Genomic DNA, 16,004 nt, shown 5'->3' with positions numbered 1-16,004 from the left:
GTTGCCCGGAAATATTATTTTCCCGGAGATTTATTAATATCTATGGTATAAGTAAACTTATCCGAACGGTAATATCCCACATTATACTCTACAGGTTTACCATTGATGTCATACACAAAACGCTCACGTTTCAATACCGGAAAAGAAGCAGGTACTTTCAGTTTTTTTCCTATCACAGAACCAGCCTGGCAGGCACTTATGTTTTCCCGGGAACGATGTACGGTTACTCCATGATGTTCCTGCAGCATGCTGTATAACGGCATATTAAAGTCATCATTTTTATCAATTCCTATCCTTGGGTGGAAGCAGCTTTCAAAATATACAATTGGATCTCCGGAGCTTTCTCCTTTTAACTTTGAAAGTTTGAATATTTTTTTGTCTGGTGTACAGTGAAAGAAATTACATATTTCTTCATTGGGCTGCACCATAGTTGTTTTCAGCAGCTGATTAATGACATGGATTCCTTTTTCATGCATTTCTCTGGTAAAGCTGTACCAATGATCCAGGCCTGTTACCAGACTTTTCTTTTCAGCAACACGGGTTCCGATTCCTTTTTTACGGATGATCAGTCCTTCGTTCTCAAGCTTGTTAGTAGCCTGGCGGATGGTATTTCTGGAAACTCCCCACAGATTGGCAAGATCTACTTCCTTGGGCAATAAAGCTCCCTTTTTATAAACCTCCATTTGGATAAGTTTACGGAAAAGATCCTCTACCTGTACATGCAGAGGGAGTTTGCTGTTATGATCAATTGTAAAATCCTGAGTTAGTATGTTCATACATATAAGAAAGTGTAAATATAGTATTTTTTTGATTTGGTGAAGATTTTTTTAATTATTTCTAAAATAAAAGATGCAAAAGCCAGGGAGAGAACATTGTTGAAATATAATATGAATTGATTCTTCTGAAACGCAAAGTTTTATTTTTTAGAATGAATATTCCAGGAGGTAAGGAGTGGAATCAATTTCATTGATTCTTTCTAAGCGAATGAGATATTCATAAAGCTTCTTCTGCGGCAAAGTCAAAATTCTTAGCTCCCTAAAAATAATAGATTTGAATTACCTTTCTTTGCGTTTAAAACATATTCCACAAAAAATATGATGGCAAAAAATAAACCTTATAGACCTCTAAGACCTATAAGGTTTTGTTTATTTAGAATTTTTATACAGGTGGTTCATCCCAAATAAGAATTTCACCCGCTAATAGTACTCCCAGCTTAATTCTTCCAGCTTCCAGCTTTTAAAATGTCACATCCAGTCCTACATAGAAGTTTGCCTTCATAATCGGTGCGTATACCATTCCACCATCAAAATAATTTCCGAAAGGATTTTTAAAATCTACAATCGCATTTTTCTGATAATAAGAAGTAAGATTTTCCCCTCCTAAGTAAGCTCTGATCTTTTTATTGAAGTTTCTTGAAATCTGAGCGTTAAGAACCGCGTAAGATTCCGAATAAGTCGGTAACTGAAACTCTGCCGGATTGGTTGAAGTATCAGGAAGTCTTTGCTTTCCTACCCAGTTTAAAGTAGTATCAAAACTCCAGAATCCTCCTTTATCACTCTTGTTGGTCGAATAGGCCAAGTTCACAAACCCTCTGTGTTTTGCCATGAAAGGAACTTCTCTTCGTCCTCCGATATAATCAGCCTCTACATCATAATACTTATAAGCAAGTCTTACTTCAAGATTTTTTACAGGCATGAAATCCCATTGTGTCTGAAATGAATTCGCAAAGGATTTTCCTTCCAGATTATAGAACGTTAGCTGCTGAGGAGATTTGTCAAGATCCACCAATACCTGATCCTGGAAATCTGTTCTGAAGAAATCTGCGATGATACTGGATTTTCTTCCGAATAATTTGAATTCCTGCTGTAAGCTGGCACCATAGTTCCAGGCAATTTCAGGTCTTAAACCATAAATATTTCCTCCGTTTGGTAAAATATTAATCGCTCTGTTTGAAGCAAAATACTGTTGGCTTTCTGCAAATACATTCGCAGTTCTGAATCCTCTTCCCGCAGAAAGTCTTAAAATAGTCTGAGGTGTGAAATCATATTTAAAATTAAGTCTTGGTGTAAATTGTGTTCCTGCCAGATTATGAAAATCTACTCTGGAACCTGCTACTAAAGTATATTTTAAACCAGTTAAAGTATATTCAGCAAAAATTCCCGGTACAATTTCATTTCTTCTCAAATCATTCAATAAATAGGTTTCTTTGTAACCGTCGTATAAGAAACTTGCTCCCGCTTTATACTTATGGTTGGTATTTCCAATGATGCTTTCAAAGATTAAATTGGAATAATAAGTGTGCTGCTGTCCTGCATAATTTCTCAACCCGAAGTTGCTATCCTGCTGATGATACACATACTGGTTCATCCAGCCGATACTCTGGTAAGGTTTTCCTTTAAAAACATATCCTGTCTTATTCCAAACCTGGAATCTCGAAATATCGATTCCTACTCCGTAAAAAGGCTGCTTGTCCTGACCAAGTTTTTTATCAAAACCAACCTGTCCTGCCGTTCTTTCATCTCTGATAAAATTAATTCCGAAGTGAGATCCGAACCCTGATTTTTCAAGATCATTATAGTTCAGTAAATACGCTGCATTGATCTGGGTACCTTTCGGTCTGTCCAGAAAACCATCATTATTCATATCCGTATTCCCGAAAGTTCCGTTTCCGTGAAGAAGAAAAGTTTGTGACCATTTATCGTTGATGGGGGAGACATTGGTAATATTCACTTCAGCTCTCCCATTGAAATCAGCAAAAAGGTTCAGTGAAGTTTCCGGAGTTTTCGCATTCTTCAAAAGTTCAGTATTAATCTGCCCTGTGATGCTTTCATAACCATTCGTTACAGTGCTTCCTCCCTTAGTAAGCTGGATACTTTCAATCCATCTTCCCGGAATAAAATTTAAGCCATATGCAGAAGCAAGTCCTCTGATTTCAGGTAACTGTTCTTTAGTTAAGCTGGTATATTTCTGATCCAGACCAAGCATTTTCAGCTGTTTTGTTCCGGTAACTGCATTACTGAAAGAAACATCTACGGTTGCATTGGTTTCGAAACTTTCAGAGAGATTGCAGCAGGCTGCTTTTAAAAGTTCTTTTTTATCAATATTAAAAACAAGTCCGGCTTCTTTCTTACTTAAAGCTGTTGCTGCCTTAGAACCTGTTACGACAACACCATCAATGCTTTTTTCATGCTGAGAATGATCTTCTTTAGCTGAAGAGATTGCATTGTCATTATGATCTTCATGTTTTGCTGCTTCTTCGTAATGCACTTTTGGATTAGGCTGGCCAAAAGTAAACTCTCTGTCATACAGACAGCATCCCGGAAGGCCATTGTAAACAGCATCTGAAGCTTTATATTTTTCGTTATCATGTCCTGCATCAGCAATAGCCTTTAAAATCTTATCTGATGAAGTTTTTGACGGGTCAAAATTTAAAGTAACTGTTTGTTTTTCTGCATTCCATTCTGCAGCAGTGGCTCCTGCATCTTTGGATGCCTTTTCAATTCTGGCTTTGCAGGATGCACAGTTTCCTCTTACATAGAATTCGTATTCTTTTTTATCAGAAACCTTAGCACTGGTATGGTGTTCATGATGTGTTTCCGCCTGAGATGGCAGATCTCTTTTATACAGGCAGCATCCCGGAAGACTATTGTAAACTGTATCCGGAGCCTTGAATTTCTCATTATCATGGCCTGCTTCAGCCACTTTTTGCAGAATATCATCCGTAGATACCTTGTCTGTTTCTAAAGTGAGTGTCTGCAGGTCAACAGAATAAACGGCTGTTTTTGCGCCTGCTTTTTTGGCGGCACTTTCAATTCTTGTTTTGCACATTTCGCAGTTCCCTTTTACCTTGAACTGGTTTTTTGAAAGTGTCTGAGCAGATATAAATTGTGTAAATAGGAATAATGCACCAAGTATCAACCTGGAAATAGGTAATTTCATTTTGTTTAAAAGTTTAAATTAATTAAAAAACAGTCCATTACAGAGTATAATGAACCCATGATATTTTAATTAACCTATCTTAGGCGGCTGCCAGATTTCCTTTAAACGGTCTGAAAGATAAGGATCTGAATATCGAAACTGAGCATTCTTATTCGCTTTGTAATAAGACAGTTCCAGACGTAGATTTTTTGAAAAAGGGGTTTCAATAAAAGTGTAGCAGGCAACACATGATGAACAGCAGTCATCATTACATGATTTTGTTTTGTCATGTTTGCTGTCTTTTTTTGAAGAATGATTTTTACAGCAGTCCATTTTCTTGGAAGATTCTGCTTTACAGCATGTTTCCTGCATCCCTTGCATATAGAAATTGTCCTTGGGAATTAGAAAAACTCCCAGGCAAAATACAATTGCAAGTAGGTGAAACAGCTTCATATCTGCAAAAATACAAAATTTATGGCAAAGGATCACCAACTTTTAGAGAACAGCTGTGCCAAGGTTCACCATGTGCAGGGTTTAATTTTGGTTTTTCTCCCATTGCCAGATTCTGCGCCGCCGGTGCGGGAGCAGGACTTGGAGTAGTCTGTACTGCATTTTGTGCAGCCTGTGGAGCCGGAACAGGTTTACTGTTTAAAGGCTGTCCTACCGGAATATCACATCGGTGCCCGGGCTGTCCGTGCGGAGGATTCATCCCCGGAGCTGTTTTTGCCTGTTTTCCATTGTTGTCAAGGGTGATTTTACCTGGTGATACAGCATTCGGATCAATCTGGACAATATTATTTCCGTTTGTATTGATATTTTGTGTAGCTGGAGTAGCGGCAGCAGGCTGACCATTCAAAGGCTGTCCTACCGGAATATCACATCGATGGCCGGGTTGTCCGTGTGGAGGGTTCATACCTGGGGCCGTAGCCATTGGAGCAGGAGTGGAGACAGATGGAATGCCCGCCTGGTCCATTAGTGTTGTTTTTGAGGTTGTATTAAGGGCAACGCTGGGTTGTCCGGCATTGGCTTCTTCTTTTAAATAAGTAGCTCTTTCATCCTTTTTACAGGATACAGCTAATAGTGATACAGCGATCAAACCTATAAATGTATTCTTCATATCCATGGGTATGAAACAAAATTAGCAAAACATTTTCAATTGTTTTGCTAATTTTATACTTATAATTTGATTTTTGGATTAATTTTTTACCAAAAGTCTAAATCCTTCTCCGTGAACGTTGATAATTTCCAACCCTTCGTCGTCTTTTAATAACTTACGAAGCTTCGCGATATACACGTCCATACTTCTTGCTGTAAAGTAATTTTCCTTTTTCCAGATCTTTCTTAAAGCAAGATCTCTAGGCATAAAATCGTTTCTGTGAATACAAAGAAGCTTCAATAATTCATTTTCTTTAGGAGAAAGTTTGTATTCTTTATCACCTACTTTCAACTGTCTCAGCATAGAGTCAAAGAAAATATTACTGATTTTAAACTGCTCCTGCTCCTCATTTTCCAATGTAGAACTTCTCTGAAGAATTGCTTTTATTTTGTATAAAAGAAGTTCAGTATCAAAAGGTTTTGTAATATAATCATCCGCTCCCAACTGGTATCCTTTCAAAATATCTTCTCTCATATTTCTTGCCGTAAGAAATATGATCGGTGTATTTTTATCAATCTTTTTTACATCTTCAGCCAATGAAAACCCGTCTTTTTTAGGCATCATTACGTCAAATATGCAGATGTCGAATTCATTTTCTGTAAATTCTTTAAGTCCCTGCTCCCCATCAGTGGCAAGTGTTACTTCAAAATTATTGATCGTCAAATAATCTTTAAGCACTGCCCCGAAACTCTGATCGTCCTCTACTAATAATATTCTGTTGCTCATAATTTTAATAATTAATAATTAACAATTAAGAATGAACTTTCTCACTCTATCTTCTATATTTTGATATTTGGTTAAACTTTTTATAATTGATAAATGATCATTGATAGTTGATATGAAGTAAGTTTTTTATCATCGATAACTTATCATTCATCATTTGCATTTTATCCCATTGGCAGTTTTATCGTAAACGTACTTCCATTTCCTTTATGAGAGTCAACGATAATCTGTCCTTTGTGTAGTTCTACAATTTTCTTCACATAGGAAAGACCTAATCCTTGTCCTTTTACATTGTGAATATTTCCGGTTTCTTCCCTGAAGAATTTTTCGAAAATTTTGGTTTTATTCTGGGTGTCCATTCCCATTCCTTTATCGGAAATTTCAATGATATACCAGTGTCCTTCATTTCTTGTTTCCACATGTATTTCCGGTGCTTCTGGAGAATATTTATTGGCATTATCCAGCAGGTTGACCAGCATATTAGAGATGTGGAATTCATCTATTTTAAAATTATAATGGGTGGCATTGAACTTTTGCGTAAGTGTTCCGTTTCTTTGCTGCACAATAAGATTGAAAGATTCTGTAGTTCTTTTGATCAATTCCCTTACATTGGTTTCTTTTAAAAACAGTTCTACTTCATTTCGTTCAAGCTTGGACATATTCAGCACATTTTCTACCTGCTTTTTCATCCTTAAGTTTTCCTGCTTAATCAGTTCGGAATAGTATTTTACCTTATCCGGATTGGTGGCAATTTTATCATTAGCCAAAGAATCCGTTGCTACGGAAATGGTTGCCAATGGTGTTTTAAACTCATGAGACATGTTGTTGATGAAGTCTGTTTTTACTTCAGCAAGCTTTTTCTGCCTCATCATATAATTGATGGAAATAATATAAATTCCAAGAATAGTAAGAAGAGAAAGAAATGTTCCCAGAAGCATCGGCCAGTTGTTCATCGCCAGGGAGTATTCTTTTTTAGGGAACACCAATGCGAGGCTGTACAATGTGTTTTTTTTGTCTGCAAAAAGAGGAAAGCTGTAGATATTACTGTCTTTTTTCTCTTTGTAAGCTTTATTCACAATGCTTGTAAGCTTGTTGTTTCTGTCAAGAACTCCATATCCGAACTTGGCAGATATTCCTCTTATTTTAAGTTCTTTAGCGATCACGGAATCAAGCGTTTTCGGATCTACTCTTTTGGTGATAGGAAGATTGTTTCCATATACTTTCACAAATTCTTTCATGGAATAATCTCCAGTTTCAATCTCCTGATTGATATCTGTGGTAAGAAGTTCACGGTTGGTAGTATCTCTCTTTATTTTATAGGCTGCTTCGTCTGTATACAAGGTGGTGAGTTTAATAGAATCCCCTTTTTGAGAAATTGGCAGCTGTGTTTTTTCAATAATGTTTTTAGAGTAAATAATCTGTCTCTGAGTGCCGGAGTCTTCTACCTGTTGAATAGTAGTTAAGGACGGCTGTTTACTGTTCGCAAGAATATTTTTTCTGAAGTCTTTATAATCCTGGTTCAGGTACTTGTCCGCTTCAATCTCTTGAATATTTTGTGAAGTACTTTCCAAAACAGCATACACTTTATTTGAAAAATCCTGTTCCAGTACACCGTAATAGCCTTTCAACCAATAAAATTGGAGCGTCACAAAGACAATCAGTGAGATTGTCATAAACACTGAAATTATTGGGATGAATTTGTTATTCATTATTTAATTATATATGTTTTGGAAAAATGAATGTTAAAATTAATTTTTTTAAGACTACTTAAACAAAAAACGAGCCAAATAATTGTTTTTTTTTTCTTAAAAGAGTGTTTTTTAACAATTATTTATGAATTATCCTTTACTTGTCATATGAAAAGTCCCTTTCAATAAATAAAGTGTTAACTTTATTAAAAATAAAAATATATGGAATCTAATATCATTTTCAACAAAGATTTTGATGCGGCCAGTACGTATGTCATGAAAATTTATAAGGCTGATGTTTCAACGGTATGGGATCATTTCACCCAATCCGAATTATTGGATCAATGGTGGGGACCTAAACCCTGGAAATGTGAAACAGTAAGCCAAAACTTTAAAGAAGGTGGAATCTGGATGTATGCAATGGTAGGGCCAAACGGGGAGAAAGGACCTATGTACGCTCAGTCTCAGTATGGCGAAATTACGGAACACAGAAGCCTTGACTGGATGAGTGCTTTCTGTGATGAAAAAGGAAACATCAATGAAGATTTTCCAAGATCAAAATGGTTGATAGGTTTTACCGGAGTGGAAGAAGGAACTAAAGTGACCATTAATATCCATTACCATTCTCCGGAAGTGATGAAAAAGATCCTTGATATGGGGTTTGAAGAAGGATTTAAAATGGGACTGAAACAATTGGAAGAACTGATCAGTTGATATGCTCTCATGTAAAAGAATGATGTCAGATGAATTTTATAATATAAAAACAGGATGCTCCAATGAACATCCTGTTTTATTATTTTTATTGAATTGAATCCTATTTTTGAATTACAATTTTTCTATACTGATAAAAGTTCCGTCTGTAGGAACAATTTTGTAGACATCTGCCACAGTAAGAATAGAAACACCTCCTGAAACCTGAACTTTCAACTGATCTCCTTTGTCAAACATGGAAAGAAATTCCATAGTTCCAACTCTATTTGCGCCAGCAGTAATTAAGATTGCTTCATTTAAAGGCACATCATTTCTTGCAAGTACATTTCCGTTCTTTAAAGCCCTGAAGGAAATTGTTGGCGGACTAACGTGTATTCCTGAAGTCTTTACTTTTAAACTGATCAAAATTTTATAAAATCCGGATTCTTTAAAAGTAAAGTTATTAAAATTACTATTCACAATGCCTTGAGGGTCAATGATACCAAGTTTATCCGTATCCTGAGTGCTGTCATAAAACCCAAAAGGGACATCTTTTTCTCCGCATCCGATAAGTACACAGGTTACAGAAGGAAAATTACTTTCAGCCATTGAAGGATTCATGCTGGCTCGGGTTGTCTTTCCTCCACTTTCATAAAAAGTAGGTTTCCATTTTTCGCCATCATAAACAACCACTCTTTTAATATCCTTTCTGTATAGGATCATTCCCTGCATGTTGGAATCATCATTAAAATGATCGGGCTCGCTTGCGTTGTAAAGAGGCAGCTCGGTTTCATCATTTACTGTTGGGATCATCATCCCTTTAGAATTTGTGGCATTGTCTTCTTTGTTGACAACATTGAACATAGCGTTTGTACTTGGGCTGCTATGACTGCCTACTGTAACTTGAGAGAAGAACAGTACAGCCATCAGTAAAAGGGTGAGGGTGTATATTTTCTTTGTCATATTAGTTCAGTTTTTCAATATAGATATAAGTGTCTTTATCATTCATTTTAAAATTCACTCCGGTTCCGAGGTTCAAACCCGTGTCGGCCTGGATTCCTCCTCTTAAGCGGATCTGGTCTCCGGCATGAAGATATTTGGTGGTGGAAAAACTGTTCACAGAATTAGCACTGCCTGCTGTAACCACCAATCCATAAAGTAAGAAACTGTTTTCGTGAATTTTTTGCCAGCCTTCTCCCACTGCGTTTACATAGAGTGCCTGAAGGGATACAATTGTAGCAGCATTTCCAACAGAAAGACCGCCGGCACTGCTTGTTTTCACTGATGGATTAATTCTGTAAAACCCATCGGCAGGAATAGTGATTTCTCCGTTGGCATTTACAGTAACACCAAGGTTGTTGATGTTATTTCTGTCAATGTTACTTAGAATATTGAATTGTAGAGTAGGTCGTCCTGTGATCCCCAATACATTGGCAACTGCTAAATCTGCCGCATTTGATCCCAGAATACTTAAGTTTTTATAATTTTTAATACTCCTTTCGGTGGCTGCTACCCATCGGTAGCCGTCGTATTTTACAACATCTTTTATTTCTTTGTTATAAAATACCAATCCGTTGTCGCTGGGGTTATTCTCATACAGATCAGGGTGAGAGGCATTATAATTGGGTAATTCAGTATGATTTTCAACAATGGGCAGGATAATTCCTTTGGTCTTACTTTCAACCTGTAACTGTGCCCTTGAATGTACTTTTTCAGGATGATCACCTATTTTCACCTGGGCTTTTCCCATGCTTCCCAGCGCTGTTAAAATAAATATATTGAGTATAATTGCTTTTTTTGTCATCTTAATCACTTACTTTGGTAAACATTATTTCTCTTGGATAGAACTTGGCGATATTCACATTGGTTGCCGCCGTTAATGTAACAACTACAGATACGGTGGCAAGCGGAGAATGGATTCTTGGAACAATATAATCGCCCGGATTCAAACGGATTCGGGTTGTTGTAAAAGCAGCAGTGTTAGTGTCTCCGCCAATTCCCAAAACTCCATAATAGTCAGGAAAAAATGTGGTTAATTTGACCTCGTTATAGCTGCCGTCAGATTGTTTAAGATAAGCTCTTAGCTGATACTGTGGACCACTGGTTAAAGAGACTGCACCACCTGTTTTGGATGGTACATTTAAGTAAATTTCATAAACGCCCGCCTGATTGACAACGAATTTTGCATTGTCAAAACTCTTGTCTGTATAGAGGCCTCCTCCCGGAACAACCGCCGTTTCTCTTGTTATCCCAAGATTGTTGTAAGATTGCTGCCCGTCAACAGGGGCACTAAATCCAAGACCCACATGTCTTCCACATCCGAGAAGAACGCAGACTACACTTGTTTCTTCGTCAGAACTGGACAAAAATCTGGATTGTTTCATATTAAAATCTGCTGCAGTAGGTTCGTTGTTCCATTTTGCCCCATCATAAGAGTAAAATGTTGCATGTGTTTTCTCAAACATCATCATACCTGTCATTTCTGCATCAGAAGCTGGTGGAGCATTGAGCGGAAGGTTGTCAGGAGAAGATACTTCAGGAAGCATCATGCCGTAATTTTTGCCTCCGTACTTCCCGTCTACCTGTAAAATAGCTTTGTTGTGAATCTCAGCAGTAAGGTTTTTCGAAATTCCTACTTGCGAAAAAGCTAAATTAACAATGACCAACATCAAAGAGGTGTTAATTTTTTTCATGGTTTGATTTCTATTTAAATTTTAATCTGTTTTTCAGAAGAATTTTTCACGAAATACTTTGTTTTTTTATTGTTTGATTGATGTAATTTTTATTCAAATCTTATCCTCCCCAGCTCATCATGTGAACCGGGTTTATCACTTGTCTTGTCTTTTTTCAGATTTAAGAATGAAGTATAAATCAGAAAAAACTGACCATAATATTCTGAGGGAAATTGGCCATAGAAAAGGGCCAAAAGAATGTGGTCTTAGTGTGACCAAAATACAACTCTAATGTGGTACCATCCAATCAAAATCTGAAATATTGTGTGTAATACATTTTATTTGTAAGAAAGGATTTTGGTAATGGTTTGGGAATGAATTGATTTAAAATTTAAATCATAGTTTGATTTTTGATTTATTATTTAAATAATCATGTTAATTTTGTTTAAAAAAAATAGAGACAAGTTTTAGCTTGCCTCTATTTCGTTAATAAAGTGTTGTTATTCGGATCGGTTTTGATAATTATTGGATTGAATGTTTATCAAAACTCTAAATCGATACGTTTTCTGCTTAAATCAATTCTTCTTCCTGAAAATACTGAATAATCGCCTTTTTCATAAGCAAGCTCTGCTCATTGGGCTTTAATTCCGGAAGTTCTTCCAGTTTGTCAAATTGCGGCCATCCATCTTCATAGTGTGTGAATTTATAATATCCAAAGGGCTCAAGCAGTCTGCAGACTGCAATGTGAATCAGGTTTACCTTGTCCTCTTTAGTGTATTTTTGCTGGCCGCTTCCCAGCTCCTGTAGCCCAATTAAAAATAAAAGGGTTTCAATGGGCGGATTCTTCTCAGTCTGGAAATTGTCTTCAAAGAACTGTTCTATTTTTTTCCAATATTCGGACTCGTTCATAGTATACTTAAATGATAAATAATAATTGATAAATGATAAAGTCATTCCTTTAGCATTTTCTATATGAAGAAGTTACTTTCAGTATTTCTTCAGGTTTTGTTTTTATATCTGTTAAAATTGCTTTTTTATGAATTATCATTTATTTTTAACAGAAATGCATATTCTAAAGCATCTTCTTTCAGAGATTCAAATCTTCCGCTTGCTCCTCCATGTCCAGAGCTCATGTCAGTTTTAAAGACTAAAATATTATCATCTGTCTTTAATTCTCTTAGCTTTGCCGTCCATTTTGCAGGCTCCCAATACTGTACCTGAGAATCATGGAATCCTGTAGTAATAAGCATGTGAGGATAATCTTTGGCTTCTACGTTGTCATAAGGAGAGTAGTCTTTCATATAATGATAATACTCCTCGTCATTTGGATTTCCCCATTCATCATATTCTCCGGTAGTCAATGGGATTGTATCATCCAACATTGTGGAAACAACATCTACGAAAGGGACCTGTGCTACAATTCCGTGGAATAACTGAGGTTCATAATTGACCACAGCACCTACCAATAGTCCTCCGGCACTTCCTCCCATCGCATACATATGTCTCGATGATGTATAATTTTCTTTGATTAAATGTTTTCCTGCATCAATGAAATCAAAAAATGTATTTTTCTTGAATAACATTTTTCCATCTTCATACCATTCTCTTCCCAGATATTCTCCACCACGGATGTGAGCAATAGCATAAATGAAGCCCCTGTCCAGAATAGATAATCTTACATTTGAAAAGCTGGCATCAACGGTGTGCCCATAACTTCCATATCCATACAGCAAAAGTGGGGTGTCAGCAGATTTTTTGGTGTCTTTATGGTATACTAAAGAAATTGGAACTTTTGTTTCCCCATCTCTGGAGTCTGCCCATATTCTTTCTGAAATATAATTTTCATGAAAAAATTTTCCACCTAATACTTCCTGTTGTTTCAGAAGTTTGGTGGTTTTGTCTTTCATGTTATACTCGTAAGTGGAACTTGGCTGTGTAAGAGATGTGTAACCATAACGGAGAATCTCAGTGTCAAATTCAAGGTTGATCCCAATATAGGCTGTATAAGTTGGATCAGAAAAAGGTAAATAATAAGACTCCTGGGTCTTCTCATCAATAATTTTGATCTGGAGCAAACCTCTCTCTCTTTCCTCAAGTACCAGATAATCTTTGAAAATTTCAAAACCTTCCAGTAAAACTTCCGCACGGTGTGGAATAACATCTACCCAGTTTTCCATACTGCAGTTGTCAATCTTTGCTTTTACAATTTTGAAGTTAATTGCATCATCAGCATTAGTGATAATATAGAATTCATCTTCATAATGCTCTACGGAATATTCGAGATCATCTATTCTTGGTTGTATTACTGTCCATTCTGCAAATACATTATCAGAAGGGATAAAACGATGCTCATCAGAAATAGTACTTGAACTTGCAATGAAAATATACTGTAAAGATTTTGTTTTAAATACATTAACATCAAAAGTGTCATCTTCTTCGTGGAAGATCAGAACATCATCAGCAGAATCAGTTCCTAATTGATGTCTGTATACCTGGAAAGCACGGAGACTCTTATCTTTTCTAATGTAGAAAACATGCTGGTTATCATTTGCCCAAACTGCTTTTCCAGTTGTATTTGGGATAGTGTCCGGCAGAATTTCTCCAGTTTTTAAATTTTTAAAATTGAGTGTATAAATTCTTCGCCCTACATCATCTGAAGAAAAAGAAGCCAGTTCATTACCAGGGCTTACTGCTACACTTCCTACTTCAAAAAATTCTTTGCCTTCTGCTAAAATATTCACGTCAAGTACAATTTCCTCCTCATTGTCAAGGCTTTTGTGCTTTCTGCAGAAAATAGGATATTCTTTACCTTCTTCATAGCGTACAATATACCAGTATTCATTAAAGAAATAAGGAAGAGACTCATCATCTTTTTTATAACGAGCCTTCATCTCTTCAAAAAGCTCTTCCTGAAGAGCTTCCGTATCTTTCATGATGAATTCTTCGTAGGCATTTTCTTCTTCAATATATTTGATGACTTCAGGGTTTTCCCTTTCATTCAGCCAAAAGTAATTATCAATCCTTCTATCGCCGTGGGTTTCTAATATTTTTTCTATTTTTTTTGCCTGTGGAGCTTTCATCCTATATTTTTAATTATTTGCGTCTGTAATATTTATTGAGACGCTATATTCAATGTTAATTCTTGTTCAAATATAAGAAAGGCTATCAGATTTTTGATAGCCTTTGTGATTATTATTGTAAGACAGGGTTATTTTTTTATTGTTTTAATGGTTTTTACAGTTCCATCATTTAGTTTTAATATAAGTAAATACACCCCTTCTTTTAAATCTCCAAGCTGTAGCGATGAGGAAGGTTTTTCAATGGTTTTAACCAAGTCTCCTGAAGCATCCACTACTGATATCGATTTTACTTCAGAGATATTGGAAACGGTAAGGATATCAGTAAAAGGATTTGGAGATACCTGGATTTTTTTACTGTTTCCAGTAACTTCATGTGTAGATAATGCCGTATTATCGTAGGCTGAAATCTGGAATTCTCCATTGTTTGTATTGGAACTATATTTCCAGACACTTATATACAGGGTAGTTCCAGGAGCCTGACCAGATAATGATATTGACGAAAAGCTAGAGCTGCCATCATCATTACAATCAATTTCGGTTAAAGCACCACAATTGCCGCTGTAAACAGTAAGTACTGAATCATCAAACAATGAGCCGGAGACTTCTCCTGTTTCTATTTTTAGATTTCCGCTCTGTGGTACCACTACTGTAAACCAGACATTGTCAACAGCATCTGAACCGCATGATGGCAGAGAGCCGTCAGTAGTTGCTTCAGCGTTGCTTGAAGTGATGGCTCCTGAAGCAAAATCAGTTCCTACTGTTAATGGTGTTGCCTGTGCGCAGTTATCATTAGCGGGAGGAATAGGATCATAGGCTGAAATCTGGAATTCTCCATTGTTTGAGGAAGAGTCATACTTCCAGACACTTATATGCAGGGTGGTGCCTGGAGTCTGTCCGGTTAATACGATTGGGGAATTAATATTATCACTACAGCTAATTTCTGTTAGTGAACCGCAAGTTCCTCCGTAAACGGTAAGTATAGGGTCATAAAACGAAGAGCCTGAAGCTTCCTGTGCTTCTATTTTTAGATTTCCGCTCTGTGGTACCACTACTGTAAACCAGACATTGTCAACAGCATCTGGACCACATGATGGCAGAGAGCCGTCAGTAGTTGCTTCTGCATTGCTTGAAGTGATGGCTCCTGAAGCAAAATCAGTTCCTACTGTTAATGGTATTGCCTGTGCGCAGTTATCATTAGCGGGAGGAATAGGATCATAGGCTGAAATCTGGAATTCTCCATTGTTTGAGTAAGAGTCATATTTCCAGACACTTATATGCAAGGTGGTGCCTGGAGTTTGTCCGGTTAATGAGATCGGGGAATTAATATCATCACTACAGCTAATTTCTGTTAGTGAGCCGCAAGTCCCTCCATAAACGGTAAGTACAGGATTATAAAATGAAGAGCCTGAAGCTTCCCGTGCTTCTATCTTTAGATTTCCGCTCTGTGGTACCACTGCTGTAAACCAGACATTATCAATAGCATCCGGATCACAGGATGGCAGAGAGCTATCTGTTGTTGCTTCTGCGTTGCTTGAAGTGATGGCTCCTGAAGCGAAATCTGTTCCTGCTGTTAATGGTATTGCCTGTGCACAGTTATCATTGGCAGGAGGAAGGGGATCATAGGCTGAAATCTGGAATTCTCCATTGTCAGTATTGGAATCATATTTCCAGACACTTATATATAAGGTAGTTCCAGGAGTCTGACCGGATAATGATATTGACGAAAAGCTAGAGCTGCCATCATTATCATTACATTCAATTTCGGTTAAAGTACCACAATTGCCACTGTAAACAGTAAGTACTGAATCATCAAATAATGAACCGGAGGCTTGTCCTGTTTTTATTTTGAGATTTCCGCTCTGTGGTACAATTACCGTAAACCATACATTATCAGCCGCGTCTGAACTGCATGTAGGTAAAGAGCCGTCAGTAGTAGCATTTAAATTTGTAGAGGTGAGCGCTCCAGAAGTAAAGTCTGTGCCTACCGTTAGCGGTATTGCTCCCGAACAGTTATCATTCTGGGCATTTACAAATACAATGGTAAAAAAGAGTAAATAGGATAATAATTTTTTCATAT

Annotated in this window: 13 protein-coding genes; 1 reads left to right on the top strand and 12 read right to left on the bottom strand. The window is 36.9% G+C overall.

Going from position 1 to position 16,004, the window contains the following annotated elements:
* Window positions 1-14: 14 nt before the first annotated feature.
* The 6 genes from OL225_RS15585 to OL225_RS15560 all read right to left on the bottom strand — a co-directional run bounded on the left by OL225_RS15585 (window position 15) and on the right by OL225_RS15560 (window position 7,506).
* Complete coding sequence (locus OL225_RS15585) at window positions 15-776, bottom strand: GntR family transcriptional regulator (protein ID WP_264518858.1); 762 nt, start codon at window positions 774-776, stop codon at window positions 15-17.
* A gap of 460 nt (window positions 777-1,236) precedes the next feature.
* The gene (locus OL225_RS15580) at window positions 1,237-3,939 is read right to left on the bottom strand and encodes a TonB-dependent receptor domain-containing protein (RefSeq protein WP_264518857.1); all 2,703 of its coding nucleotides are present in this window, start codon (window positions 3,937-3,939) and stop codon (window positions 1,237-1,239) included.
* A gap of 69 nt (window positions 3,940-4,008) precedes the next feature.
* Window positions 4,009-4,371: a hypothetical protein gene (locus OL225_RS15575; protein ID WP_052184635.1), complete on the bottom strand. Its 363-nt coding sequence runs from the start codon at window positions 4,369-4,371 to the stop codon at window positions 4,009-4,011.
* Between the two features lie 19 nt (window positions 4,372-4,390).
* Complete coding sequence (locus OL225_RS15570; RefSeq protein WP_264518856.1) at window positions 4,391-5,035, bottom strand: hypothetical protein; 645 nt, start codon at window positions 5,033-5,035, stop codon at window positions 4,391-4,393.
* A 78-nt stretch (window positions 5,036-5,113) separates the two neighbouring features.
* A complete protein-coding gene (locus OL225_RS15565; protein ID WP_002982671.1) occupies window positions 5,114-5,800 on the bottom strand; it encodes a response regulator transcription factor in 687 nt (228 codons plus the stop codon).
* Window positions 5,801-5,961: 161 nt separating this feature from the next.
* Window positions 5,962-7,506, bottom strand: a complete 1,545-nt coding sequence (locus OL225_RS15560; protein ID WP_047376335.1) for a sensor histidine kinase — start codon at window positions 7,504-7,506, stop codon at window positions 5,962-5,964.
* A gap of 201 nt (window positions 7,507-7,707) precedes the next feature.
* Between OL225_RS15560 and OL225_RS15555 the strand changes: the two genes are divergently transcribed.
* The gene (locus OL225_RS15555; protein WP_264518855.1) at window positions 7,708-8,199 is read left to right on the top strand and encodes an SRPBCC family protein; all 492 of its coding nucleotides are present in this window, start codon (window positions 7,708-7,710) and stop codon (window positions 8,197-8,199) included.
* Between the two features lie 111 nt (window positions 8,200-8,310).
* Here OL225_RS15555 and OL225_RS15550 read toward each other — a convergent pair whose 3' ends face one another.
* From OL225_RS15550 to OL225_RS15525, 6 genes are all read right to left on the bottom strand, one after another.
* On the bottom strand, window positions 8,311-9,138 hold the full coding sequence (locus tag OL225_RS15550) for a hypothetical protein (RefSeq protein ID WP_264518854.1): 828 nt from the start codon (window positions 9,136-9,138) through the stop codon (window positions 8,311-8,313).
* Between the two features lies 1 nt (window position 9,139).
* Complete coding sequence (locus OL225_RS15545) at window positions 9,140-9,979, bottom strand: hypothetical protein (RefSeq protein WP_264518853.1); 840 nt, start codon at window positions 9,977-9,979, stop codon at window positions 9,140-9,142.
* Between the two features lies 1 nt (window position 9,980).
* Window positions 9,981-10,868, bottom strand: a complete 888-nt coding sequence (locus tag OL225_RS15540; RefSeq protein WP_264518852.1) for a hypothetical protein — start codon at window positions 10,866-10,868, stop codon at window positions 9,981-9,983.
* A gap of 549 nt (window positions 10,869-11,417) precedes the next feature.
* Window positions 11,418-11,756: a hypothetical protein gene (locus OL225_RS15535; protein ID WP_047376348.1), complete on the bottom strand. Its 339-nt coding sequence runs from the start codon at window positions 11,754-11,756 to the stop codon at window positions 11,418-11,420.
* A gap of 125 nt (window positions 11,757-11,881) precedes the next feature.
* Window positions 11,882-13,927 (bottom strand): S9 family peptidase, encoded by a 2,046-nt coding sequence (locus OL225_RS15530; RefSeq protein WP_264518851.1) that lies wholly within the window; start codon window positions 13,925-13,927, stop codon window positions 11,882-11,884.
* Between the two features lie 128 nt (window positions 13,928-14,055).
* Window positions 14,056-16,002 carry a T9SS type A sorting domain-containing protein gene (locus OL225_RS15525; protein WP_264518850.1) on the bottom strand — a complete coding sequence of 649 codons (1,947 nt, stop codon included), beginning with the start codon at window positions 16,000-16,002 and terminating at the stop codon, window positions 14,056-14,058.
* Between the last annotated feature and the right edge of the window lie 2 nt (window positions 16,003-16,004).

This window comes from Chryseobacterium viscerum (genome assembly GCF_025949665.1).
Taxonomy (GTDB): domain Bacteria; phylum Bacteroidota; class Bacteroidia; order Flavobacteriales; family Weeksellaceae; genus Chryseobacterium; species Chryseobacterium viscerum_A.
This window is presented reverse-complemented; position numbering and strand designations above follow the sequence as displayed.